The organism is Pseudomonas sp. GM60, from assembly GCF_000282415.1.
GTDB classification, from domain to species: domain Bacteria; phylum Pseudomonadota; class Gammaproteobacteria; order Pseudomonadales; family Pseudomonadaceae; genus Aquipseudomonas; species Aquipseudomonas migulae.
In genome coordinates this window covers 74,664-95,462 of sequence record NZ_AKJI01000047.1, presented here as the reverse complement: position 1 = coordinate 95,462, position 20,799 = coordinate 74,664, and the positions used below count along the sequence as shown (strand labels likewise).

Sequence of the window (20,799 nt, the reverse complement as noted above, 5' to 3'; positions counted from 1 at the left end):
AGATTGTAAAATGGCCGTTTTTTCCAGCCTGGAGCGGTCCTTAGAGATTTGAGAAGGGGTTCGAATCCTTAGGCATGCCCCTCAAAGACGGTCGTGCCGCATTCGACCCTTTATAGATAGTCCCCTCCCCCTACCCGAATCGCCAAGGGCCTGCATCGATCCCTTGGCGACCCGGTGCACACGCCCCGCTTGTAACGTTTGTTAGGCAATGCAAACAGTTTATTTACAACTGAATTGAACTTCGGCACCAGCATATGATGAGTAGGGGGCATATGGTTTAGCAGTGGAGCTTTGTACGTAAAGCTCCTTACCTTGTTTTTTACAAAAAGCAGCAGACTCTTTTAGTATCTCTACCTTCACAGCGCTACCGTTATAGGCCATCGCATCCTCCTTTTCATATACGTAGTTGCCTCCGCCAAGGTCAACGATGCCAGAGTTCGTCGCGCAGCCGAACAACGCGAGGAGAGCAACTGTAGGGATAGCGATTCGCATATTTTTTCCTTAAAAATTGAATGGCCTAACTATAAGTAGACGACACATCTGTCGTAGCGACAACGTGCACAATACTGGCGCATTAGCAGCGTGTCCAAGGTCTGCTTTTGGCCGGTACCTGACGGTCACCATTGGCTGGGACCGTCCAAGTCAGATGTAACAGGTGGTCAATATGGACGCAACAGGCTCGGCAGACCGGTGCAAGTACGCAACGACCGTTACCAGGTATCCCCGATATCATCATTGTCCGCACTAAAGCATGCGTTGGTGATGTCTGCTATATCCAGAAGAGATAGGCCTAGTACGTTGTTGTACGGCGCCAGTTGTGCCCAAGCCTCGTCTTCCGTCATGTGGGGAAGATGCTTGACGAGTTCTAGCTCGCTACCCATCTCATTGCACCTAACGATCGCGTTGGCAAATCCGCCTTGCCGGCTGTTGACCAAGCAATAGGCCTGGCGAAGATCAGGTGCGCAGCCAGTGATTGATTCAATGAATGTGTAGGAGAGCGGCAGTGACATCGCGCCGGTAAAGTTCGTCGCCGTGCCGGTGCCAGGGTGCAGGGTGATGCACCAGACTGTGAGCGTGAAGTCGACGCGGCCCTGTGCATTGGCAAATGTCATCACAGTGGGGGTGTGATCCAGGCGGCTGTAATCGGGCGCGTGCGGACCAAATGGCACTTTGTGCTCCGTGCTGCTTCCCGGTGTCAGCGCGTCCGTAAAACTCCAGTACCGTAGTTTCGGATCACCTTCCGGGTCAGGCCTCGAGCAACTGGGCACGGAGAAGCCTGCTGGGTTCAAGGAATGCTTGGTCAGGTGATTGCGCACCTTATCCGGCAGCCGCCATGGAGCATCAATACCGGTGGTTATGAACGTCTTCGGTGGCGCGGACGGCACTTCGAGCAAGGCAATGCCAACATGGGTATTGTCGGGCGTGTGGTTGGGCAAGATTGCGCATGCCCCATTCCAGTCGTTGAAGCCGAGCAGCCTACTGAGCATTTCACGCTGAGCCGCGAGTTTGCTGAGACGGCCCAGAGCTTTTGATGTGGAGTGGAGGATCTGCGACAGCAGTTTTACATCGCTTGAAGATAGCGCGGACATACGAGGCACCAGATAATCGACCCATGTGCATCTGGTTCCCCCTCTTACAGACACTAGATCGAGTTGATTTAGGGCCTAGCATGAGTGTGTCGCGCCCTCCGTAGCGGAGGAGGAAAGCATTTACCGTGCACAGGCGTGCGATGGGGGAGGCTGGGGCTTCCAAAACCAACGATAGGTTATGGCCAATTCGGGTTCGCTGCAATAGGTACCGCTTTTCTGGAGATCGATACCTCATGGTGAGCCTACTGATCCTTGTGGGAGCTTTCCACTTTTGGCTGATAGCTGCCTCTAAGATTTCACTCGGGCGACATCAGCACCGCAAGCGTCAGTTTGATGAACTCCTCGTTCTTGTCGATGGTGTCCAGGGCGCCGCGCACGTTGTTCGCCACTTCGGCGGCGCCTCGTTGCTCGACCCAGTTAGACAGTTCGAGGATGGCGGCTTCAAGGGCCAGTTGGTTTTCGTTGATCTTGTAGAGCAGGGAAGGGAGCAGGTCTGAGTTTGGCATCGTGAATCCTCAATGGAGGTTTCAGCCTAGCAGTGGAGTCTGGGAAAACCAGAAACAGACACCTCAACAGACACCTAGTTGACGCGGGGGAGGCTGGAGGCCTTGAAAATAGTGGAGCGGGTGAAGGGAATCGAACCCTCGTTATCAGCTTGGGAAGCTGACTCCGGCTAGTGGCAGTCGGCACCTAGAAAGTAGAAAGCTGATCAACCTGCGTCCCATCCACCACATTGTCCGTCAGTACCCAAGCAACGTATGATGTGCATCCGGTGGAAGGTCTACAAACGTCTGAAACAGCACGCTCTGTAGCTGGCTATGACGCCAATGGACATCATGCAGCACTTATTCACGTATCGACGGACTGAGAAGGTAAAATTTTAATGGAGTTTCTGATCGGGGCAGTAGTCGCTGGACTTGTTATTTTTTTTGTCATAGTGAAATCCAAGACTGACAAATTCAACAAGCTTTCACGTATGCACTTTCCCAACTGGGTCGCCCTGTATTCCAATAGTCAAATGCCCGAAAACCTCGGCATGGCGCGTGCACTGATTCTCCAGACTTTCCACCTAGCAGCAGAATTTGGTGCTATCACTGCCCAGGAAAAGAAAGAGCTTGATGCACGCTCTATGAGGGAAGATCCTATATATCTGCTCAATGGTTGGTTCGAGCATGCCTTACCAGTCGTAAGACGCGTATTCGGTGATGCAGAAATCACGATATCAGAAGCTCGAATGATTGGAGTGTTGATGCTCGTTTCCATGAAGGGCATGAGTCCGGAACGTGACCTTTACGACTTCCTGCTACGCTTCAAAGGTTAGACTCGCTCGATCAAGCATAGCAGCGGCGGTGTTGAATGGTTTAGGGCAAAATTAGGGCAGATTCAAGGCCGCCATGAACCGCAGGACGCCATGAAGTGAATGCAAAAGTACCGTAATTTCTGGCCTTAAGCGGTCTACAAGGATGCTGGAAGGGGTTCGAATCCCTATTCTTTTGCTGACTATTATTGATTTACCCCTCGAATCTCATCCTCATATGACGCCTCGTCGAGCAGACACGATTATAATTTATGGACGTGCAGCTCAGACTCCTTTATCAGGTATTGTATTTCCGAAGACATTAGCGCAGCCTTCACTGATTGTTCTGATTTAATATCGCGTGAACTTAGAGCATTCGGTAGAAATGGCCAATTTGTTAGTATAAGGCCGCCGATGTCTACTATGGCTGTTTTTGTAACTCCCTCGTATTTGTAAATTATGGCATATGCTGCGTTTTCGTTATAAATTATCCCATTGAAATTTTGTGTGTTTCTAGCGGCAACTGCATAGCCTTCAAATTTCTTATGGTATTCCAGTGATGGCGGATTTGCGGTTTTGCACTTAATAATTCCGTTGTGAGTGGAGATATAGATTTCAAATAGCTTCGCTGAATAAGGGTTTAGCTCATACTGCTCTTCATTCAGGTAGTAGTTGGATACAGGGTCTGTATTTACTGCAAGGCTTTCTAAGCCTTTTATGACTAGTGGTGGATGAGGTTTATGAACGGACAAAATAACGTGCCGGTCTACAACTGCATAAATTTCGTGCACGGTTAAGGGTTTGTCTTTGAGGTTTGTAATTACGATATCGCTCAGGCGCGTCGCCGTTAATCTTTCGTGTAAAGTGCTATAAGAAATTTGGACTTTGTGTCCTATTTTTTTCCATCCCAGAAATAGGGTAAGCGGTAGTAAGATGATGCCGGGCGTTATTCGTAAGAAAGAATCAATATAAGGCCACGCAACATGAATCCATGACATGAATGTTCTCCATTTGCGGCTAAGCGCACTCTTGCGCTATTGAGTCCACTCTGACCATTTACATTCTTTGCAGGTTATTACGTAGTAAACTTCATCTCGCCGATTATCGGTCAGACTACGTCTTTCAAATTTATCCTCTCCGCATTCTGGGCAGCGCTTAAAGGGTAGAGGGTCGCCCGTTGTCTGATTGTCAAAGGTTAGTTCATTTATTCGCTCTTTTAGCCTTCTAACTAACGCGGCTTCAGAAGGATCTCCACATATCTGGGCTGCAATTTTCCCAAGAGATTTACTTGATCTTGAAGTAAACCCTCGGTAATCAGCCACCAATGTTGGAAGTGGCGTGTCGTCCATCATGATGGGGATTATTCGTAAGCTTTCGTCATCAACTCGGCGCCTGATATAGGCCCTAAGCTCTGTTCCAACCCAGTTAGATGCTGCTGCTTCCTTTGACCAAAGGAGAACGAACACGTCTGTGATGCTCAAGCCATCTTCGATGCTCCCAGTCAACGATTCGCCAGGGCGAATCGTCCACTCGTCGAACCACACGCTTTCTCCGTGCTCGACAAGAGCCATCGCGAGAAGACGTGCCTGAGACTTCTGCTTCTTGTTGTGACTTATGAAGATTTGCATTTGATTCTCGCTAACACGAAACTATAAATAGACACCAATGGGCGCATTTAAATACTCAATTGGTGTAAGACATAACGTATTGAGACCAGCGAACTGCTCTGGAGTAGGGGGCGAAGTGAATACGTGGATTAAATGCACCATTCCTACAGTTCCTTTATCTGGCGATCTTCAGGCTTGCGCAAGGCTAACCTCAGAGGAAGCCGCTCACAATACCGGCTCTACCAACCTATCGCGACCGACTGCTTTTGGCCTGCCTGTAAGATTTCACTCGGGCGACATCAGCACCGCAAGCGTCAGTTTGATGAGCTCCTCGTTCTTGTCAATGGTGTCTAGGGCTCCGCGCACGTTGTCCGCCACCTCGGCGGCGCCTCGTTGCTCGACCCAGTTGGACAGTTCCATGATGGCAGCTTCGAGAGCCAGCTGGTTTTCGTTGATCTTGAAGAGCAGAGAGGGGAGTAGATCTGAATTCGGCATGCGTGGTTCCTCCGTGAAAAGAAAATCGTAGCAGCTTGAAAGCTTCGTGAGACGGATGGATTCATGGAGGTTGGGCGCCAATGCACAAAGGTAATTGACAGTAGCGACAGTGCTCGGGATTGGAGCCGGAAGAGGTTGCTTAAAATTTGCTACATGGGCGGCGAGAGGAGACAGAATTTAATTATGGAGGAATATAGTTGGTACGAAATTGGTACGGAGATTTTTTGGCCGCCATGTGGGCCTTTATTTTATGGCGTGTGGCGGTAAGTAAGTCCAGTCCATCATGGGCGCCACACTGAAGCGACGAGACGGCTCAGGACGGGCAGGGCTAGTGTTTACAGGCGCTTCAGGTTTTTCGAAATTCATTGATACTGATCTTTTATACAGCGGTTTTTACCCATTTTTCCTTGTTTTCCAAACTCGGTTGCTACAATGTATCAACCGAATTCGGCAATGTACCAACTGGAAATGGGCACGATCACATCACGCAAGCGCAAGTACAACTCGACGGCCTAAATGGCGCAGATACGGATCAATCGGGACGGGAAAGCAGTTTATCAGGAAAGCCAAGCCTTCGACCGCAAGCAGGTCGCCCAACGATGACGCGCCTACGGGTTTGTGAGTTCCTGGTCGACTCGGTGGAGCAGGTGTTCATCCAGTCCGGCTGGAGCGCCTCGGAGGAATGCAATGCAGGGAGGTCGGCGGTCTTGGACGGGTTGTTCTGCTGAGCAAGGATTAGGTATCTCGGGTCTGGAGCAACTAGTGTGTATAGCGTGGCCGTGCGGTGGGGCACCATTGGAAAAAATGTCGGCGATTTTTCAATGAAAACCAAGTAGAGAATATGGGTTTTGATGTTTACAATGTGTCAGAGAAACGTTTGTCTCTTCGTTTGAAAAGAGTCGAAAATAAATACAATATTTGTTGGTGTGCAGCAAAGAAGGGACTCGTTCGTGATTAAAAATTTGACCAGTGGTCAGTCAGTTACCCTCAATGCAATACGAGCGTTGGCTGCATTTTCGGTTCTGGTGGGGCATACATTTGTAGATGTTGTCCCAAAAAGCTGGTTTGGGCAGATAATGCCATTTCAAAGCTTGGCCGTTGTTGTTTTTTTCTGGCTTTCAGGGTTTCTTATTGCCTATCAGTGTTTGAGTAAGGCTAATTATAGTTTTGGCGAATACATGATAGATCGGTTTAGCAGAATATATGTTTTATATGTTCCTGCGATGATCATTTCATATCTGGTTTTTATTGTTTTGTTGGGGCGTGTACCTCCAACGGTTTGGGATTTTGTTGGGCATGTATTGCAGCTTCAGCACACGCCGTTTTCCAGAATGATCGAAGGGATACCGCCTATAAAAGTTTATGGGGGTAACAGTGTTCTTTGGACGATAGCTATTGAGTGGTGGCTATATGTCTTCTTCGGCATTGCCTTTTTTTGGCAGTCGATGTCAACACTTGAAAGAGCGCTTGCGTTACTGCTAGCTGGTCCGGCGATCCTCGTTGTTGGGTACTTTACGGTTTGGGAGTCTGTCGCTTGGGAGTGGTTTCTTGGTGCAGCCTGTGCTGCGATATATTTTTACGCGCCACAGATTAGCTGGAAGCAAGTTGTTATCCCGCTTTTTGCTGTTGTGGCTGGGATATTGTGGAGGTTTCAGAGGCTCTCGCTTGCTAGTCATATGAATATGTATGACTTGCAGCTTATGATTTTAGTAGGTGTAGGGTTGATGCTTGTTTTATTGGCCAGCACGAACCTTCGTATCCCCTCGGCGGTAAGGTGGGTGGCTGCAAAAGGGGCTTTTGTATCTTATGCAATGTATTTGACGCATGAGCCGATTCGTGTGTTGATTGCTAATTATATAAGCGTAACTAATGTTTCTAATGTTTGGCTTTCAGTTTTCTTGTGTACGCTGTTTGCTGCTTTTTGCGCGTGGCTTCTAGAGGATAAACATTTGAATTTGCGTGCTTGGCTGAAAAGAAAGTTAATCGCTCCCAGGCGAGAACTGCTCAAAGTTCAGGCCTCGAAGCTGACCTAGATCTAATTGCCATAGCCTGCCATGTGCGGGCTTTTCGGAGGGAGGGCTGGTCGGGGGGCGTGAGAGTGATTGGGTTGTATTAGCCCAGAGCCTTGATTCTTTACGTTACCCATAGTCTTCCTGGCTGGAACCTCGAACTTTGATCGTTTGATAAGATTACGGCGATGAAACCCAAACATGCAGAATTCTGCCGATAGCTAAATTTATTCATGGGGGCGTCGATAGGTTTCGAGCGTCCCCTCGACAGGATATTTAATGAAGCTTATTCACATCGGGCTCCCCAAGGCCGCGTCAACTTACATTCAAGCCGCGGCACAGCAGCGGGGCGACGTGCAAGTACTGCAATGGCACAATTACGCGCAGAATATTGTTCATGCCGCTTCTCTGAAAGCTTATCTGAGAGGGCCAGGTGAATCGAGCATAGCCCCACACCAGCCTCTGGCTGGCGCCCCTGCTTTCGTTAGCAGTGAAGAGCTCTGCGGGTGGGCTCCGAGACCTGTAACGCAACTCGAAATTCAAACGTACCAAAACCTGGTGGCGGCGGCGCTGAAACGTGAATTAGCCGGAGCTAAAGTACTGATTGTAACAAGAAGTCCATTGTCATTTGTGGACAGCTATTACAATCAGGCTGTAAAGGAAGGCGCCTCTGAAAACCCATTTGTGTTTGCCGAGCGGTGGCGTGCCCTGTTGCTTGAGCTTCTGAATTACACCAGGCTGTGCGAACTTTACTCTTCATATTTTGGTGCATCGAACGTATTGGTTGTTCCCGTAGAGTTATTACGTGACGACCCCGCTCATTTTTACGACATGATTGAAGGGCACGCAGGCTTTACCCTGAGGCCTCGCTCTCCTGAGAGTATTCAGCACAACCGCTCACTAACCAGCCATGAACTTCAGGCTATGAGAGTGCTGAATCGAATTGTAAAAATACTTTCAGCAGATCAACAGGGCAAGCCAGAGCAATTCCTGCTGCCTCATTTAAACTCGATAAAGCGCAGTTTTTTATCGTATTACCTTGAAAATGATCCGAACTCCATGCGGCGCAGCCAGCGGTCGCTTCGGGCGGTCGGGGTTAGCGTCGACAAGCGTTTGGTATCAACGGTACTTCTTGAAAAATGCCGTACGCAAATCATTGGCGGCTTGAGCGGCCTGGGGCACCATTCCTTTCCGAGTAAATATCTATCTAAATACCTGGCGGAAGTTGGGGGTGATCGCCTAATGAACGGGTCATAACAGTAATGCCCAGGACTACTGATCACAATGGAACGATGCCGAGTAAATTGCTCGGCACGGACTAACCAATGCGCAGGGAGACGCTAGACTATTTTATGAATTCGCCAGTCAATAACCCTAATTTGACTTCTGTCAGCCACCATGTGACCCAGACTGAACGCGCCCATTACATGGGGCATCAAGGCGCCGTACTTTGGTTGACGGGCCTCTCGGCTTCCGGGAAGTCGAGTTTGGCAATGGCCTTGGAGGCGCATCTACTGAGGGCTGGTTACGCGTGCTACACACTTGACGGAGATAATGTTCGCAAAGGACTTAATGCCAACCTCGGCTTTTCAGAAGACGATAGAACAGAGAACATCCGCCGGGTTAGTGAGGTGGCAGCGCTTTTTGCCGATGCGGGCATGGTTTGCATCACTGCGTTTATTTCACCTTATCGCGAGGGGCGTGCTCGTGCTCGTGCTGCAGCCTGCAACACGTCTTTCCACGAGATCTACATAGCGGCAGACCTGGCAACCTGCGAGATGCGTGATCCCAAGGGCCTGTATCGCAAGGCCAGGGCCAGAGAGCTTCGCGATTTCACTGGTATAGACGCGCCATACGAGCCGCCTCTGACCCCTGATCTGGTCATTGATACGGCTAACCAGACGTTCGAACAAAGCCTGAGCAGACTGATTGAATACGTTGTTGAGCACATCCTGCCAAGAACTGACCGGCGTCGGTGAGTCGGCGCTACACCGGTGGGGCGACGAGGTTCAACAAGAACGCAAAGGCGTTACTCCGCAGAGCGATGCGCTGACTCTGGAGCAACAGAAAATCCAGGAGCTGGAAGCTCGTATCACTCGACTTGAGCGAGAGTTTTGGGGGGATATGTAGTGTTTTTTGGTTTTGCTACATCGTGCGCATGGAAACGTTTATGTTGGTCTGGGTGTTTAGTTCAATGAGGGTTAATGCCCCGTCATCAAAGGAGCAGCCGGTGTCGATGTATACCGCATTTCCCAAACGGGTAACTGAGGCAACTGTTGAGTGGCCGACATAAATTTGGTCTATGCCTTTGATTAAAACTTCATCCCGGGTTTCGATTTTATTTCTGGCATACAGCGCTTTTTCTAAAGCTAGACGCTGATAGGCCTCGCCAAGCCGACCAGTAATAGCGTCTTTGGCGTTCTGCCATGTGTGATTATTGTGTGTGAGTGGAGTTTCAGCATGCACAATCCCAATTTTTCGGCCATCCAACAATTCAACTTCAATTATTAGAGGGAGATTTTGCAATACGTTAGAGAGCTTTTTTTGGACTACAGGCGGTAGTTCATAAAGCCATGCACCACCATTGCGAGAATGTCTGGCAATGTCTCCATGGCCAGAAATACAGTCGATGAGCATCTGTTCGTGGTTGCCTCTCACAGCATGAAACCATGGCTCCTGCAGCCAGTCCATCACGTCGATGGAGTCGGGTCCTCTATCAATGAGGTCGCCCACGGAAAAAATTCGATCAAGGTTTTTATTAAATCCGGATTTTTTTAAAAGAAACGCTAAGAGCTTGAAGTGTCCGTGGATGTCGCCGACTACAAAATCTCGACCAATTTTGTTGGGTGTAAACGACTGGGTTTTGTGCATTGTCAGTAATTTAATGAGTTGATATTCAGATGATCGCAATGATTGCCCGGCGGAGGCCAGGCGCTGCTCTGGCAGCGCCATGCCGTGGTTTCAATGTGCGGGTTCGAGGGTTGCGGTGGCGCTGGTGGCGGTCGGTTGGCGATCGATAAACGCCTGGACGTACGGTGCGGCCACCTCGCCATAGGCCTTCGAGCCCACCTCATTGAGGTGATTCGCGTCCGAATAGATCAGGGTGCCGTTCAGCATCGGCACGTGGGCGAACAGCGGGGTGCGCGACAGGTCGAGGAAGGTGGCGTTGTCATGACGCGCGACGATAGCCTTGATCTTCTCGTTGGCACCCGCCCACTCCGCGTGCATCGACACTGTCATGTCTAGACCGAAATGATTGGCACGCTGGATGCGCAAGGGGTTCGCCGCCAGCATTGGCACTTGGGCCAGCACCAGCACCCGCTGGTTTCGGGCCGACGTTTCGCTCAGGAACTGCTCCAGCTGGGTGAGGAATGCGCTGCTCGGCGTATGGAATTGCCACATGCCTGCAAGGATGATCGCGTCGGCCGTCGGCGTGTACTTCCTGGCTTGCGCGATCTGCGCCCGACAATCGGCGCGCCCCCATTCGGCAATGCGCTCCACATCGAAACCTGGAATGGTCACGCAGTTGCTCGAGGAGATGACCCTGATCTGCGCGTGGGTGGCATTGCCCACCACGTCGGCGAAGTAGTTCAGTTGCGCGGCATGGCTGTCGCCAAGCATCAGCAGTGTGTGTTGAGAGGTTCGTTCACCTCGGATGCAGTCGCCGATCATATGGCTGTGGCAGAGTTCGGCATCGATCCCGTAGCGGGTCAGTGCGTCGGGAAGCGGCTCCACCAGCTTGCGGCTGAGTGTGGTGGCCGCCAGCACCGCCAGCAGCGTCACTCCCAGCATGCCGGCCAGGCGCCCGTAAGCTGCGGGGGTGGACATGCGCCGCCGGAAGGGCGACTCGACCCAGCGATAGGAAAGATAGCCCGACACGCCCGTCAGCACGATGAAGGCCACGGCAGCCAGGGGGGCCAGCTCATAAGTGCCGGACAGGTAGCGAATGCCCGCCAGGATCGGCCAGTGCCAGAGGTAAAGCGAGTAGGACAGGGCGCCGATGAACACCAGCGGCTTGAGCGAGAGGAGGCGGTTGACCAGGCTGTTCCGGCTCAGCAGCAGCAAGGCGGTACCCAGGCATGCCGGTATGGCCATCAGGCCAGGGAAGGTGCGTCCTTCGGCGATGAAGGCGAAACTGCCGGCGATCAGCAGTAAGCCCGATGCAGCCATGAGATGGGCCTTGCCGGTGGAGACGTCCTTGCGCGGGACCAGCGCCGCAAGGCTGCCGAACAGGAATTCCGGGATCCGCGCCAGCAGGGAGAAATACACCCGTTGCTGATGTTCGCCGTGCAGGCGGAACTCTGACCAGGCCAGCAATGCCGCCGTCAGCACCAGCAGCGAAGGCACCAGCCAGCGCCGAGGGGTCAACAGCAGGAGGGCCGGCAGCAGCAGGTAGAACTGCATTTCGATCGCCAACGACCAAGTGTGCAGCAATGGCAGCTCATGGACGGCCGGGCCGAAGTAATCGTGCTGCTTGGCGAAGAAGGTGTTGCTGTTGAAGTAGAGCGCCGACTTCACGCTGGCCCTGAACGCGTCGAAGTCGTTCGGAATGAAGAGTATTGCCGCGCACAGCGCCACGATGATGATCAGCACCAGGTAGGCCGGCACGATCCGTTTGATCCGGCTGGTGTAGAAGCTGATCAGTGAGAATTCATTCTGGCGCTTGCGGGTCAGGATGATCCCGGTGATCAGGAAGCCCGAGATCACGAAGAACATGTCTACGCCGATGAAGCCGCCGGGCAACCAGTATTTGTTCAGGTGGAAGATGATCACGCTGAGAACGGCAATCGAGCGCAAGCCCTGGATATCGTTCCTGAGTTCTTGAGTACTCATGTATTTCGCTCGTGATGCTCGCGGTGGCTCGAGTGCCGGTTTCTCGGCTTGAAGTACTGCTGGAGCATCGGTATGTATGCGGATAGATCAGACATTCAAGGCCTTGCCACAGGAAAGCTTTCAAAGGTGGTGAACTGGCCGATTCTACAGGGATTGTTCCATTTGTGTCGCCGCGCGGCCCCCTGTCGACAGATACGCGGCTTCAATGCGCGGCTTGGCCGGTGCCACATTGATCGGGGCGCGGCGCGGGGAATCACTCATGGTTAATGGTTAAAAATTAAAGCGTTCCTCAAAGGCAGTCTGCTGCCCCAACTTGACGGTGCACTGGCGTGCCACTTCGACGGGCACGACTTGGCCCAGCATTGGTAACAGTCCTGTGTAGAACACCTTGTCGCAGGCCGCATCCTTGCTGAAGGCCTGAGAGTTACCCGACGCATCGGCGGTAATGCGGCAGCCCGCGACCAAATCAGCAGGCAGTTCTTTTAACGGCAAAGGTTTTTGGGTGCGGCTTTCCTGAATGATGACCAGCTCGTTGCAACCACCGCTGACTGAACCTTCCTTGACGGTTTTTTCAAAGGCTACGCGTTGGTAGTCTGTACCGGTGAAGACCGCTTGGTCGTTAACGCTGACCCTGTACTGCGATGGTTGGAAAGCAATTGCCCTTATGCAGAAGCGGGTGGTGATCGGCTGGTTGTTTACCGTGGTAGTTGCCGTCTTGCAGCCCGGAACGGCATTCGCGAAGTAGGCATCAGGCGAGTTGGCGCAGCCGGCCAGCGATATCAGACACGCGCCAATCAAGATTTTTTTCATGGAATTCCCTGTGAGTCAGCGCGCCGGTTTTAAGTTTTTGCGCTGAAGGCACAATGATATCATTGTCGGACGAGTCATCGATCTGTCCTTTCTATAACCGGTTTGCAAACCAGGTGCGTCTTTCGGCACAACGATGTTGGAGACTGCCCACTCCGTTATTTGAGAGCGCCTGTTTACATCAAGAAACCCTGGAACCTGAACCAATGCTGTCGCCTGGCGAGGTTTCACCCTGCTTGATGACCCAGCGGCTTAGGATAAATCCATGTCCGGCACTTCCAGCCCATAGGGAACTGAAAAATGATCTCGAACCTCTTCAAAGTCGTGATGATCGGCGGTGTCTTGCTGTTGAGCGCTTGTTCAGGTGTGAGCACTCATAGCAATTATTCAGAAGACCTCCAGCCATCCGCCGGTTTCGGCCCTGGCCCGACCAATAACCACAGTCAGTTGAGTTTCCATGGCAGCGCGCTCGGTAGCAGCTTCGGCGAGTACAGTTCCGGCTTGTTGCACGACGATTAAGGTGTGACGCAACGGCGCGGTATTTCTGCCGTTGCGCATTCTCCGAAGGGCGGCTGCATGAAATACGGCTATTTGGCCTCAGGCGTCGCTATCCACTCACCCAAAACCTTCTGATACTTCCCAGTCACCTTGGCCAGGTGCAACCACTGATCGACATACAACTTCCACGTCATGTCATCACGCGGCAGCAGATACGCCTTCTCCCCATATTGCATGAACTGGCTTGGATTCACTGCGCACAATCCGGGTTTGAGTTTCTGCTGATACAGGGCTTCCGACGTGTCGGTAATCATCACGTCAGCTTTCTTGTCCAGCAGCTCCTGGAAGATGGTCACGTTGTCGTGAAGGCTCAATTGCGCCTTGGGCAGGAAGGCGTGAACGAACGCTTCGTTGGTGCCGCCGGCCGGTTCGACCAAGCGAACCGAAGGCTGGTTGATTTGCTCGACGGTCTGATACTTCGCCTGATCTTCGCAGCGCACCAACGGGATTTTGCCGTCGACGTCCAGCGTGGTGCTGAAGAAGGCTTTTTTCTGCCGCTCCAGGGTGACCGAGATACCGCCCATGCCGATGTCGCATTTGCCCGCCAGCATGTCGGGCATCAGGGTTTTCCAGGTGGTCGGTACCCACTCGACCTTGACGCCAAGGCTGTCGGCCAGCGAGCGGGCCATGGCGATGTCGATGCCCGAGTATTCGCCGTTCTCGGCTTTAAACGTGTAGGGCTTGTAATCGCCTGTGGTGCACACGCGCAGTTGGCCTTGCTGGATGACGCTGTCCAGGTGCGATTGTTCGGCCTGGGCGCCAAACGATAGTGCGAGCAGGCTACCGAGCATTACTGTGCATTTATTGGTTTTCATGTGTACCCGACTTCCATGATGGATTGGGGCTGAGAGTACTTAATTTTTCCCGCCGATGGTTATAAGTACTTCGGATTCTGCTGCTCGATTGGCTATTGCGCAGCGGCCTCCATTTCCGGACTCAGCGTTCCCAACCAGGCCACCAGCCCCACAATCAACACCGCGAGCGCCAACTCAACAACCATGCTGCGTCGCAACGCGTTGGCGGCAACTTCGTATTTCCCCTCCCGTAACGACCGTTCCAGAAACGGCCCAAGGTGAAACCGGTTCAACGCGGCGAGCACCAGCATCCCGGCAAACAACCCCACTTTGATAAACAGCAAAATCCCATAGGTACTTAGCAACAAGTCATCAAGCTTCGGCCCGACGATGAACAGGTAATTCACGACGCCCGTGACCGTGACGACGACCACGATCACCGCGCCCACCCATTCAAATCGAGCGACGGCCCGAGCCAGTAACCTGATGCGTTCCGCAGTTTGCAGCGCGTTGATTTTCGCCATCAGCGCAAACGCTACCAGCGCACCCAGCCACGCGCCTGCCGCCAGCAAATGCAGAATATCCATCGCAAAATGCCAATAACGACGGCTGCCTTCATCCATCGCCCCATGACCGCTCCAGGCCAGGGAGGCGAGGGCGATCGCGCCGCAAATCGACGCAACCAGCAAGCTGGCGCCGGGCAAGCGGTGGTTGACCATCAGCATCAAACCGGCCATCACCAGTACAACGACTCGAACCGACCAGGCCAATCCGAAATCCGTCTCGAACACCATCATCTGGACATGCGGTCGCAGCTCGGTGAAGTCCGACTCTCCGCTCATCGCACTCACCATCGTCAGCATGCTCGCCACGGACAACAGCACGCCGAACGCGGCCGTCACCAGCAGGATTGACCGAAACGGCAGCACCGCCCCGGACACCCGTTCCCGGCCCGCAAGGCTGTAGAGCCCGAACAAACCCAGCCCAAACAGCACCATCAAATCCACATACAACCCAAACCGCAGTGCAATGCTGACCCAGTCGCTCATCAATCACTTCACTTTGAACGTAACGTTGCCGGTGATCGGGTGAGTGTCCGAAGACACCGCGCGCCATTCGACTTTGTAGCTGCCGGCGGGCAACGGTGAGAGTGGGGTGATGAGCATGGTTTTCGGGTCGCTGCCGCCGGTGACTTTGGCTTTCATCGGCATCGGGGAATGCGCCATGCCTGGCATTTCGGTCATGACCAGTTTCGCGCCGGAAAACTGAGTCATGAGGCTTTCGGAAAAGTGCAGCTCAATCGTGCTCGGTGCCGCGCCATCCGCACCTTCGGTCGGGGTGGATGAGAGTAGTTTCGGGTGCGCCTGAGCCAGTGTGCTCATGAGCAAGCCGATGACAACAGCGGTGGTTTTAATTGTGCGCATGCAAGGCCTCTTTACCGCTCGAAGCGGTTTTTTTTGATGGTGATGTGAGTGCGATCAGAACCACAGCCGAACGCCGAGAACGACGCGTGCTTCACTGCGATCCTCGCCATCGTCTTTGGCGAAATCGGCGGTTTTGCCGTAGGTGCGGTTCCAGGTCACGCCGATGTACGGGGCGATTTCCCGACGAATTTCATAGCGCAACCGCAGCCCGGCTTCGGTGTTGGCGAGCCCGGAACCAATGCCCCGCTGCGGATCGTTTTTGCCGTAGACATTCAGTTCGGCGGTCGGCTGCACAATCAGCCGGTTGGTCAGCAGGATGTCGTAGTCACCTTCCAGCCGCACTGCGCTCTGGCCGCCTTCGCCGATGAACGCCGTGGCTTCGGCTTCGAAGTTGTACAGCGCCATGCCTTGCACGCCGAACGCGGCCCAGGTTTGCGGGGCGCCGGGTTTGAAGTCCTGGCGCACGCCGCTCACCACATCCCACCATGGCGAGATCGCGTGGCCCCATAACGCCTGGACTTCCGCGTCTTCGGTCTTGCCGTTGCTGCGCTCGCCTTCGGATCGCAGCCACAGGCGATCGATGTCACCGCCGATCCAGCCCGATAAATCCCAGGTCAGCGCGCTGCCATCGTCGGCGTCCTGCCATTCGAGTTTGTCGGCGAGGAAGTAGTGATTGAGTGCAGAGTCATGCACGTTATGGCCGCCGGGGCTGACGAACACGGCGGCGCGGTCGGCATCGGTCAGCGGCGGGATCGGCGTGCGGCTTTCAGTGGGCGCGGCGGGCTGCATCTGGCCGTCGTCCATGCTTTGCAGCTGGCTATGGTCCATGCCCTGCATCTGGCCATGGTCCATGCCCGGCATCTGGCTGTGATCCATGTTCTGCATGTCGTTGGTGGCGGCGCTCGCCGAAGAAAGCGTCAGGCCCGTCGTGCAAACGGCGAGAAAAATCGATGTAAGTCTGGTCATGGGTAGCGCCTCATTCTTCCACGCGAACTTCACGGAACATGCCCATTTCCATGTGGTACAGGAGGTGGCAGTGATAGGCCCAGCGGCCGAGTGCGTCGGCGGTCACCCGGTAACTGCGTCGGGAACCGGGGGGCATGTCGATGGTGTGTTTGCGCACCATGAACTCGCCGTTCTCGTCTTCAAGGTCGCTCCACATGCCGTGCAGATGGATGGGGTGGGTCATCATCGTGTCGTTGACCAGCACGATGCGCACGCGCTCGCCGTACTTGAGGCGCAGCGGTTCGGCATCGGAGAATTTCACGCCGTTGAACGACCACGCGAACTTTTCCATGTGGCCGGTGAGGTGCAGTTCGAGGGTGCGGCCCGGGTCGCGGCCGTCCGGGTCTTCGAAGGTGCTGCGCAGGTCGGAATAGGTCAGGACACGGCGGCCGTTGTTGCGCAAGCCAAGGCCGGGATCGTCGAGTTTCGGCGAGGTGCTCATGGCTTGCATGTCCACCAGCGGGTTGTCGTTTTCCGTCGCGGGATGCGCTTGCATGCCACCCATCGCGCTGTGGTCCATGCCGGCCATGCTGCCGTGATCCATCCCGCCCATGCCCATGTCATCCATGGTCACCAACGGTCGCGGATCGAGTACAGGCACAGGCGCGGACAAACCCGCCTTCATCGCCAGCGTGCCGCGCGCATAACCGGTGCGATCCATCGACTGGGCGAACACGGTGTAAGCGTCCTGCGTCGGCTCGACAATCACATCAAACGTCTCCGCCACCGCAATGCGGAATTCATCGACGCTCACCGGTTTGACATGCAGCCCGTCCGCTGCAACCACCGTCATTTTCAGCCCTGGAATGCGCACGTCGAAATAGGTCATGGCCGAACCGTTGATAAACCGCAGTCGCAGTTTTTCACCTGGCCGGAACACGCCCGTCCAGTTCGAGTCCGGCGCCTGGCCGTTCATTAAATAGGTGTAAGTGGCGCCGCTGACGTCGGCGAGGTCTGTGGGATTCATCTTCATTTCGGCCCACATCTTTCGATCGGCGACCGTGGAAGCCCAGCCGTTTTTGCTGACGTCGTCGATGAAATCGCCCACGGTGCGCTTGTTGTAGTTGTAGTAGTCGGATTGCTTTTTCAGGGTGCTCATCAGGCTGGCCGCGTCTTCGTCGGTCCAGTCGGTCAGCATCACCACGTGATCGCGATCGTATTCAAAGGGCTCCGGCTCCTTGGCGTCGATCACCAGCGGGCCGTAAACGCCGGACTGCTCCTGAAGGCCTGAATGGCTGTGATACCAGTAAGTGCCGTTCTGCCGGACCTGAAATTGATAGACGTACACGCCTCCCGGTTCGATGCCGTGAAAACTCAGGCCCGGTACGCCGTCCATGTTGGCCGGCAGCAAAATGCCGTGCCAGTGAATCGAGGTGGTTTCCTTGAGCCGGTTCTTCACCCGCAGCGTGACCGTGTCGCCTTCACGCCAGCGCAGCAGCGGGCCGGGAATGCCGCCGTTGATGGTCATCGCGGTGCGCGGATTGCCGGTGATGTTGACCGGGGTTTCGCCGATGAACAGCTCGAAATCGCTGCCGGTGAGCATCTGCGGTTCGCCAGGGCGGGTGAGCGCCCACACAGGCGTGCGCCATAACCCGAGGCCGCCGAGCAATCCGCCCGCGGCCAGCCCCTTTACGAAGGTGCGTCTTGAAGTGTTGGAGTGCATGCCGTTTTTATTCCCGGTCCGTCAGTTGGGAGACAACTTGACGACGAGGCTAACGGGCGATGCCTTTCAGCAGACTGAAGCGGGGATTACAGTTTTGACAGTTTCAACGTGGTGTTCAACGGTTGGTGGAAGGCTTGGCAGTCGACGCCACCGTCCCGCTACCGCAATTGATATACGAAGACTTTTTCAGCCAGCGCTGATCCGGGTAGTACGAAAACAACAGTTGCCCGTCTTTCATCGAGTCAATCAGCTTGTGCGCAATCGCCGGCCGTACCGCCGGGCAACCGAGGCTGCGGCCAATCCGCCCGTTTGCCCGTGCAAGCACCGGGCTGACATAAGGCGCGCCATGAATGACGATCGCTCGGTCGAAGGCGTTGTCGTTGAAGCCCGGTTCGAGTCCTTCCATGCGCAACGAATAGCCGTTTTGCCCGACATAACTTGACTGCGTGCGATACAAGCCCAGGCTGGTGGCGAAGCTTTCGTTTTGATTGGAAAACTTGACCGCCATGTTCTCGCCGCTGTTGCGACCGTGGGCAACCAGTTCGTGAAACAGCAACTTGCGCTGTTTAAGGTCAAACACCCAAAGGCGTTGTTCGGTGGAGGGCAGGGAGTAATCGATGACGGCAAGTCTTTGGACAGGCGCGGCACCTTGGGCCAAGCTGCATTGAGAGGCACGTACGGCCAGTGCAATCACCTTGGCGTTAGCGTCTGGAGCGGCTTTGACCAAAGCGGCTTCAAGTGAGTCGGCGTAGGCTGCCGTGACTGACATTGAACTCAGCAGCAGGGCCGTAATTAGGAAGCCGAAGCGGTCTAGCGCCATATGCGTGTCTCATCATGATTGTTTCGAGTCTAGCAGCGAGAGCGCGGCTAGCCGGTGAATGCGGGAGATTAAGGATTATCCATGGGGCAGTTAACAAGGTTATTCGTCATAAGCCGTGTGTTTTTTATGGGCTTTCTGATCAGCGGTGCAGCGATTGCGCAAACTTCGCCGATCGAGCAGTCATCTCCACCTATCAACGCCAGTGAGGCTGCAGCGGATGACATCGTCGGTCAGGCGATTCAGAGCATGCTGGCGCCGTTGGCTTCGGCGTTTCCGCCGCTGCTCACATCCCCCAGGCATCAACGGGTAGACGTCAACCGTGTGGTCATGGATTTCTATATGCATCGCAGCTATCGCGCAGCGTGGACACAAGACAGTGATGTCACCCAGTTGCTGAAAAGCCTGGGCAACACGCAAGCGGATGGTCTGGAACCGGCAGATTTTCATATTGATGAATTGGCCAAGGCACGAGCGTCGATGCAAACCCCGGCGCAGCGGGCGAGTTTCGATATCGTCGCCACCCGGACGTTCATCGCCGCGCTCCTGCAATTGCGGCGCGGCAAGGTCGACCCTTCGCGCCTGGACATTCATTGGAATTTCGACCCGGTCGGCGTCGATCCGCGTGAAGACGTGAACACCTTCTTCGCCGCCCTCGACAGCCATGACGTCGCCCGGGCATTCGCTCAAGCGCCACCGCAAGAAGCGGTTTATGGCAGCTTGCGCATGGGTTTGGCGCAACTGCGCAAGGTCCGGGATGCGGGTGGCTGGCCGAAGGTTGCCGAAGACAAGTCGCTCAAGCCGGGTATGGACGAACCTGCGGTCGCGCAGCTGCGAGCCCGTTTGGCGGCCGGTGGTTATCTGGCCCCACAGTTGAAAGCACGTAGCGACTACGACGCTGTCGTCACCGCGGCGGTCAAAAAGTATCAAGCCGAACAATACCTGGGCGCGGACGGTGTCGCCGGGGCGGCGACGCTCGCGGCGTTGAATGTGTCGGTTGAGGCGCGGATCGACCAGGTTCGGGTGAACATGGAGCGTGCGCGTTGGTTGCTGTACAAACTTCAGGGCACTTTTGTCATCGTTGACATAGCTGGTTACAAAGTTGCGCTCTACCGCGACGGCAAGCCGATCTGGCGTTCTCGTGTGCAAGTCGGCAAACCGTTTCGCAGTACGCCGGTGTTCCAGTCAGAGATTACTTACGTCACGTTCAACCCTACCTGGACCGTGCCCCCGACCATTCTGGTCAAGGACATGCTGCCCAAGATTCAGAAAAATCCCGGCTACCTTGCCGCCAACCGAATCAAGCCCATTGACCGTGAAGGGAACTTGCTCGACCCATCGACGGTCGATTGGTCCAACCCGCGCGGCGTTACGCTGCGACAGGATGCCGGGCCGGACAACTCGCTGGGCCAGGTCGTGATCCGGTTTCCCAATGAATACGCGATTTATCTGCACGACACGCCGCATCGCGAGTTGTTTGCTCAATCTCGCCGCGCCACCAGCTCAGGCTGCATCAGGGTCGAGAACCCGCTGCAGTTGGTGGAGCTGTTGTTCAACGATCCAGTGCATTGGAACAGCGCCGGGATCCAGGCGCAGTTGGCCAACGGCAAGACCGAAAACATCCGGCTTCCCGTCAAGGTGCCGGTGCTGTTGGCTTACTGGACGGTGGACCTGAGTAATGATGGTCGCGTGATGTTCAAGCCCGATGTCTACGGGTACGACTCTGCGGTTCTGCGGGGATTGAATCTGCGTTCGGAACTGCCTGCTCCGCAATGGCAGCAGGCAGGACCGCCTGCGCTGGCGGCCGGGCAAAAAAGCACTGGCGAGTAGCAGGGCGCGACAGTTGTAGAGGGCGGTTCCTGTTCATTCGGCGAGGCCAATCCGCAGCGGCTGCAGCGACG

General features: G+C 54.5%; 21 protein-coding genes and 2 pseudogenes. 8 read left to right on the top strand and 15 right to left on the bottom strand.

What is annotated here, in order from left to right; all coding sequences use genetic code 11:
• Positions 1 to 219 precede the first annotated feature (219 nt).
• The 3 genes from PMI32_RS17085 to PMI32_RS17095 form a co-directional block, all read right to left on the bottom strand.
• Positions 220 to 492, bottom strand: coding sequence for a hypothetical protein (locus tag PMI32_RS17085; RefSeq protein WP_008028388.1), 273 nt, complete (start codon positions 490 to 492; stop codon positions 220 to 222).
• A gap of 218 nt (positions 493 to 710) precedes the next feature.
• Positions 711 to 1,589, bottom strand: coding sequence for a hypothetical protein (locus tag PMI32_RS17090; protein ID WP_008028386.1), 879 nt, complete (start codon positions 1,587 to 1,589; stop codon positions 711 to 713).
• 296 nt (positions 1,590 to 1,885) lie between these two features.
• On the bottom strand, positions 1,886 to 2,095 hold the full coding sequence (locus PMI32_RS17095) for a hypothetical protein (protein ID WP_008028385.1): 210 nt from the start codon (positions 2,093 to 2,095) through the stop codon (positions 1,886 to 1,888).
• A 377-nt stretch (positions 2,096 to 2,472) separates the two neighbouring features.
• Here PMI32_RS17095 and PMI32_RS17100 point away from each other — a divergent pair, with 377 nt between their 5' ends.
• On the top strand, positions 2,473 to 2,910 hold the full coding sequence (locus tag PMI32_RS17100; protein WP_008028381.1) for a hypothetical protein: 438 nt from the start codon (positions 2,473 to 2,475) through the stop codon (positions 2,908 to 2,910).
• 239 nt (positions 2,911 to 3,149) lie between these two features.
• On the opposite strand, the gene PMI32_RS17105 is transcribed toward PMI32_RS17100, so the two are convergent.
• The 3 genes from PMI32_RS17105 to PMI32_RS17115 form a co-directional block, all read right to left on the bottom strand.
• Positions 3,150 to 3,884, bottom strand: coding sequence for a S24 family peptidase (locus PMI32_RS17105; RefSeq protein WP_008028379.1), 735 nt, complete (start codon positions 3,882 to 3,884; stop codon positions 3,150 to 3,152).
• A gap of 36 nt (positions 3,885 to 3,920) precedes the next feature.
• A complete protein-coding gene (locus PMI32_RS17110) occupies positions 3,921 to 4,514 on the bottom strand; it encodes a toll/interleukin-1 receptor domain-containing protein (protein WP_008028378.1) in 594 nt (197 codons plus the stop codon).
• A gap of 264 nt (positions 4,515 to 4,778) precedes the next feature.
• On the bottom strand, positions 4,779 to 4,988 hold the full coding sequence (locus PMI32_RS17115; RefSeq protein WP_008028375.1) for a hypothetical protein: 210 nt from the start codon (positions 4,986 to 4,988) through the stop codon (positions 4,779 to 4,781).
• A 432-nt stretch (positions 4,989 to 5,420) separates the two neighbouring features.
• Here PMI32_RS17115 and PMI32_RS30615 point away from each other — a divergent pair.
• From PMI32_RS30615 to PMI32_RS29705, 5 genes and pseudogenes are all read left to right on the top strand, one after another.
• Positions 5,421 to 5,585, top strand: a pseudogene (locus PMI32_RS30615) (site-specific integrase); the annotation flags it as partial.
• 353 nt (positions 5,586 to 5,938) lie between these two features.
• Positions 5,939 to 7,021: an acyltransferase family protein gene (locus tag PMI32_RS17120; protein WP_008028372.1), complete on the top strand. Its 1,083-nt coding sequence runs from the start codon at positions 5,939 to 5,941 to the stop codon at positions 7,019 to 7,021.
• A 255-nt stretch (positions 7,022 to 7,276) separates the two neighbouring features.
• Positions 7,277 to 8,254, top strand: a complete 978-nt coding sequence (locus PMI32_RS17125; protein WP_008028371.1) for a hypothetical protein — start codon at positions 7,277 to 7,279, stop codon at positions 8,252 to 8,254.
• 95 nt (positions 8,255 to 8,349) lie between these two features.
• Positions 8,350 to 8,976, top strand: a complete 627-nt coding sequence (gene cysC, locus PMI32_RS17130) for an adenylyl-sulfate kinase (RefSeq protein WP_032828725.1) — start codon at positions 8,350 to 8,352, stop codon at positions 8,974 to 8,976.
• Positions 8,969 to 9,109 (top strand): annotated as a pseudogene (locus tag PMI32_RS29705) (transposase); the annotation flags it as partial. The gene cysC and the pseudogene PMI32_RS29705, both read left to right, overlap by 8 nt.
• Positions 9,110 to 9,142: 33 nt before the next feature.
• Here PMI32_RS29705 and PMI32_RS17135 read toward each other — a convergent pair.
• The 3 genes from PMI32_RS17135 to PMI32_RS17145 all read right to left on the bottom strand — a co-directional run bounded on the left by PMI32_RS17135 (position 9,143) and on the right by PMI32_RS17145 (position 12,640).
• Positions 9,143 to 9,949: a metallophosphoesterase gene (locus PMI32_RS17135; RefSeq protein ID WP_223414622.1), complete on the bottom strand. Its 807-nt coding sequence runs from the start codon at positions 9,947 to 9,949 to the stop codon at positions 9,143 to 9,145.
• A 9-nt stretch (positions 9,950 to 9,958) separates the two neighbouring features.
• Positions 9,959 to 11,830: an acyltransferase family protein gene (locus PMI32_RS17140; RefSeq protein ID WP_008028364.1), complete on the bottom strand. Its 1,872-nt coding sequence runs from the start codon at positions 11,828 to 11,830 to the stop codon at positions 9,959 to 9,961.
• A 270-nt stretch (positions 11,831 to 12,100) separates the two neighbouring features.
• Positions 12,101 to 12,640, bottom strand: coding sequence for a hypothetical protein (locus PMI32_RS17145; RefSeq protein WP_008028362.1), 540 nt, complete (start codon positions 12,638 to 12,640; stop codon positions 12,101 to 12,103).
• Between the two features lie 297 nt (positions 12,641 to 12,937).
• On the opposite strand from PMI32_RS17145, the gene PMI32_RS17150 reads away from it, so the two are divergent.
• Positions 12,938 to 13,156 carry a hypothetical protein gene (locus PMI32_RS17150; protein ID WP_008028360.1) on the top strand — a complete coding sequence of 73 codons (219 nt, stop codon included), beginning with the start codon at positions 12,938 to 12,940 and terminating at the stop codon, positions 13,154 to 13,156.
• Positions 13,157 to 13,224: 68 nt separating this feature from the next.
• Here PMI32_RS17150 and PMI32_RS17155 read toward each other — a convergent pair whose 3' ends face one another.
• From PMI32_RS17155 to PMI32_RS17180, 6 genes are all read right to left on the bottom strand, one after another.
• Positions 13,225 to 14,010, bottom strand: coding sequence for a transporter substrate-binding domain-containing protein (locus tag PMI32_RS17155; RefSeq protein WP_008028358.1), 786 nt, complete (start codon positions 14,008 to 14,010; stop codon positions 13,225 to 13,227).
• Positions 14,011 to 14,102: 92 nt separating this feature from the next.
• Positions 14,103 to 15,038 (bottom strand): copper homeostasis membrane protein CopD, encoded by a 936-nt coding sequence (copD, locus tag PMI32_RS17160; RefSeq protein ID WP_008028356.1) that lies wholly within the window; start codon positions 15,036 to 15,038, stop codon positions 14,103 to 14,105.
• Between the two features lie 3 nt (positions 15,039 to 15,041).
• Positions 15,042 to 15,413, bottom strand: coding sequence for a copper homeostasis periplasmic binding protein CopC (gene copC, locus PMI32_RS17165; RefSeq protein WP_008028354.1), 372 nt, complete (start codon positions 15,411 to 15,413; stop codon positions 15,042 to 15,044).
• A gap of 54 nt (positions 15,414 to 15,467) precedes the next feature.
• Entirely contained in the window at positions 15,468 to 16,379 is a 912-nt protein-coding gene (locus tag PMI32_RS17170; protein ID WP_008028352.1) for a copper resistance protein B, read from the bottom strand.
• A 10-nt stretch (positions 16,380 to 16,389) separates the two neighbouring features.
• Positions 16,390 to 18,081, bottom strand: coding sequence for a copper resistance system multicopper oxidase (locus PMI32_RS17175; RefSeq protein ID WP_008028350.1), 1,692 nt, complete (start codon positions 18,079 to 18,081; stop codon positions 16,390 to 16,392).
• 115 nt (positions 18,082 to 18,196) lie between these two features.
• Positions 18,197 to 18,901: a murein L,D-transpeptidase catalytic domain family protein gene (locus PMI32_RS17180; protein ID WP_008028349.1), complete on the bottom strand. Its 705-nt coding sequence runs from the start codon at positions 18,899 to 18,901 to the stop codon at positions 18,197 to 18,199.
• Positions 18,902 to 18,982: 81 nt separating this feature from the next.
• Between PMI32_RS17180 and PMI32_RS17185 the strand changes: the two genes are divergently transcribed.
• Positions 18,983 to 20,728 carry a L,D-transpeptidase family protein gene (locus tag PMI32_RS17185; protein ID WP_008028347.1) on the top strand — a complete coding sequence of 582 codons (1,746 nt, stop codon included), beginning with the start codon at positions 18,983 to 18,985 and terminating at the stop codon, positions 20,726 to 20,728.
• The last annotated feature ends 71 nt before the right edge of the window (positions 20,729 to 20,799 follow it).

Excerpts from the sequence above, each read along its gene's own strand:
- cysC (WP_032828725.1), top strand. The coding sequence starts at position 8,350 with ATGAATTCGCCAGTCAATAACCCTAATTTGACTTCTGTCAGCCACCAT.
- PMI32_RS17095 (WP_008028385.1), bottom strand. The coding sequence starts at position 2,095 with ATGCCAAACTCAGACCTGCTCCCTTCCCTGCTCTACAAGATCAACGAA.
- PMI32_RS17175 (WP_008028350.1), bottom strand. The coding sequence starts at position 18,081 with ATGCACTCCAACACTTCAAGACGCACCTTCGTAAAGGGGCTGGCCGCG.
- PMI32_RS17170 (WP_008028352.1), bottom strand. The coding sequence starts at position 16,379 with ATGACCAGACTTACATCGATTTTTCTCGCCGTTTGCACGACGGGCCTG.
- PMI32_RS17185 (WP_008028347.1), top strand. The coding sequence starts at position 18,983 with ATGGGGCAGTTAACAAGGTTATTCGTCATAAGCCGTGTGTTTTTTATG.
- PMI32_RS17140 (WP_008028364.1), bottom strand. The coding sequence starts at position 11,830 with ATGAGTACTCAAGAACTCAGGAACGATATCCAGGGCTTGCGCTCGATT.
- PMI32_RS17145 (WP_008028362.1), bottom strand. The coding sequence starts at position 12,640 with ATGAAAAAAATCTTGATTGGCGCGTGTCTGATATCGCTGGCCGGCTGC.
- PMI32_RS17115 (WP_008028375.1), bottom strand. The coding sequence starts at position 4,988 with ATGCCGAATTCAGATCTACTCCCCTCTCTGCTCTTCAAGATCAACGAA.
- PMI32_RS17090 (WP_008028386.1), bottom strand. The coding sequence starts at position 1,589 with ATGTCCGCGCTATCTTCAAGCGATGTAAAACTGCTGTCGCAGATCCTC.
- copC (WP_008028354.1), bottom strand. The coding sequence starts at position 15,413 with ATGCGCACAATTAAAACCACCGCTGTTGTCATCGGCTTGCTCATGAGC.
- PMI32_RS17085 (WP_008028388.1), bottom strand. The coding sequence starts at position 492 with ATGCGAATCGCTATCCCTACAGTTGCTCTCCTCGCGTTGTTCGGCTGC.
- PMI32_RS17155 (WP_008028358.1), bottom strand. The coding sequence starts at position 14,010 with ATGAAAACCAATAAATGCACAGTAATGCTCGGTAGCCTGCTCGCACTA.
- PMI32_RS17105 (WP_008028379.1), bottom strand. The coding sequence starts at position 3,884 with ATGTCATGGATTCATGTTGCGTGGCCTTATATTGATTCTTTCTTACGA.
- PMI32_RS17100 (WP_008028381.1), top strand. The coding sequence starts at position 2,473 with ATGGAGTTTCTGATCGGGGCAGTAGTCGCTGGACTTGTTATTTTTTTT.
- PMI32_RS17150 (WP_008028360.1), top strand. The coding sequence starts at position 12,938 with ATGATCTCGAACCTCTTCAAAGTCGTGATGATCGGCGGTGTCTTGCTG.
- PMI32_RS17125 (WP_008028371.1), top strand. The coding sequence starts at position 7,277 with ATGAAGCTTATTCACATCGGGCTCCCCAAGGCCGCGTCAACTTACATT.
- PMI32_RS17180 (WP_008028349.1), bottom strand. The coding sequence starts at position 18,901 with ATGGCGCTAGACCGCTTCGGCTTCCTAATTACGGCCCTGCTGCTGAGT.
- PMI32_RS17135 (WP_223414622.1), bottom strand. The coding sequence starts at position 9,949 with ATGGCGCTGCCAGAGCAGCGCCTGGCCTCCGCCGGGCAATCATTGCGA.
- copD (WP_008028356.1), bottom strand. The coding sequence starts at position 15,038 with ATGAGCGACTGGGTCAGCATTGCACTGCGGTTTGGGTTGTATGTGGAT.
- PMI32_RS17110 (WP_008028378.1), bottom strand. The coding sequence starts at position 4,514 with ATGCAAATCTTCATAAGTCACAACAAGAAGCAGAAGTCTCAGGCACGT.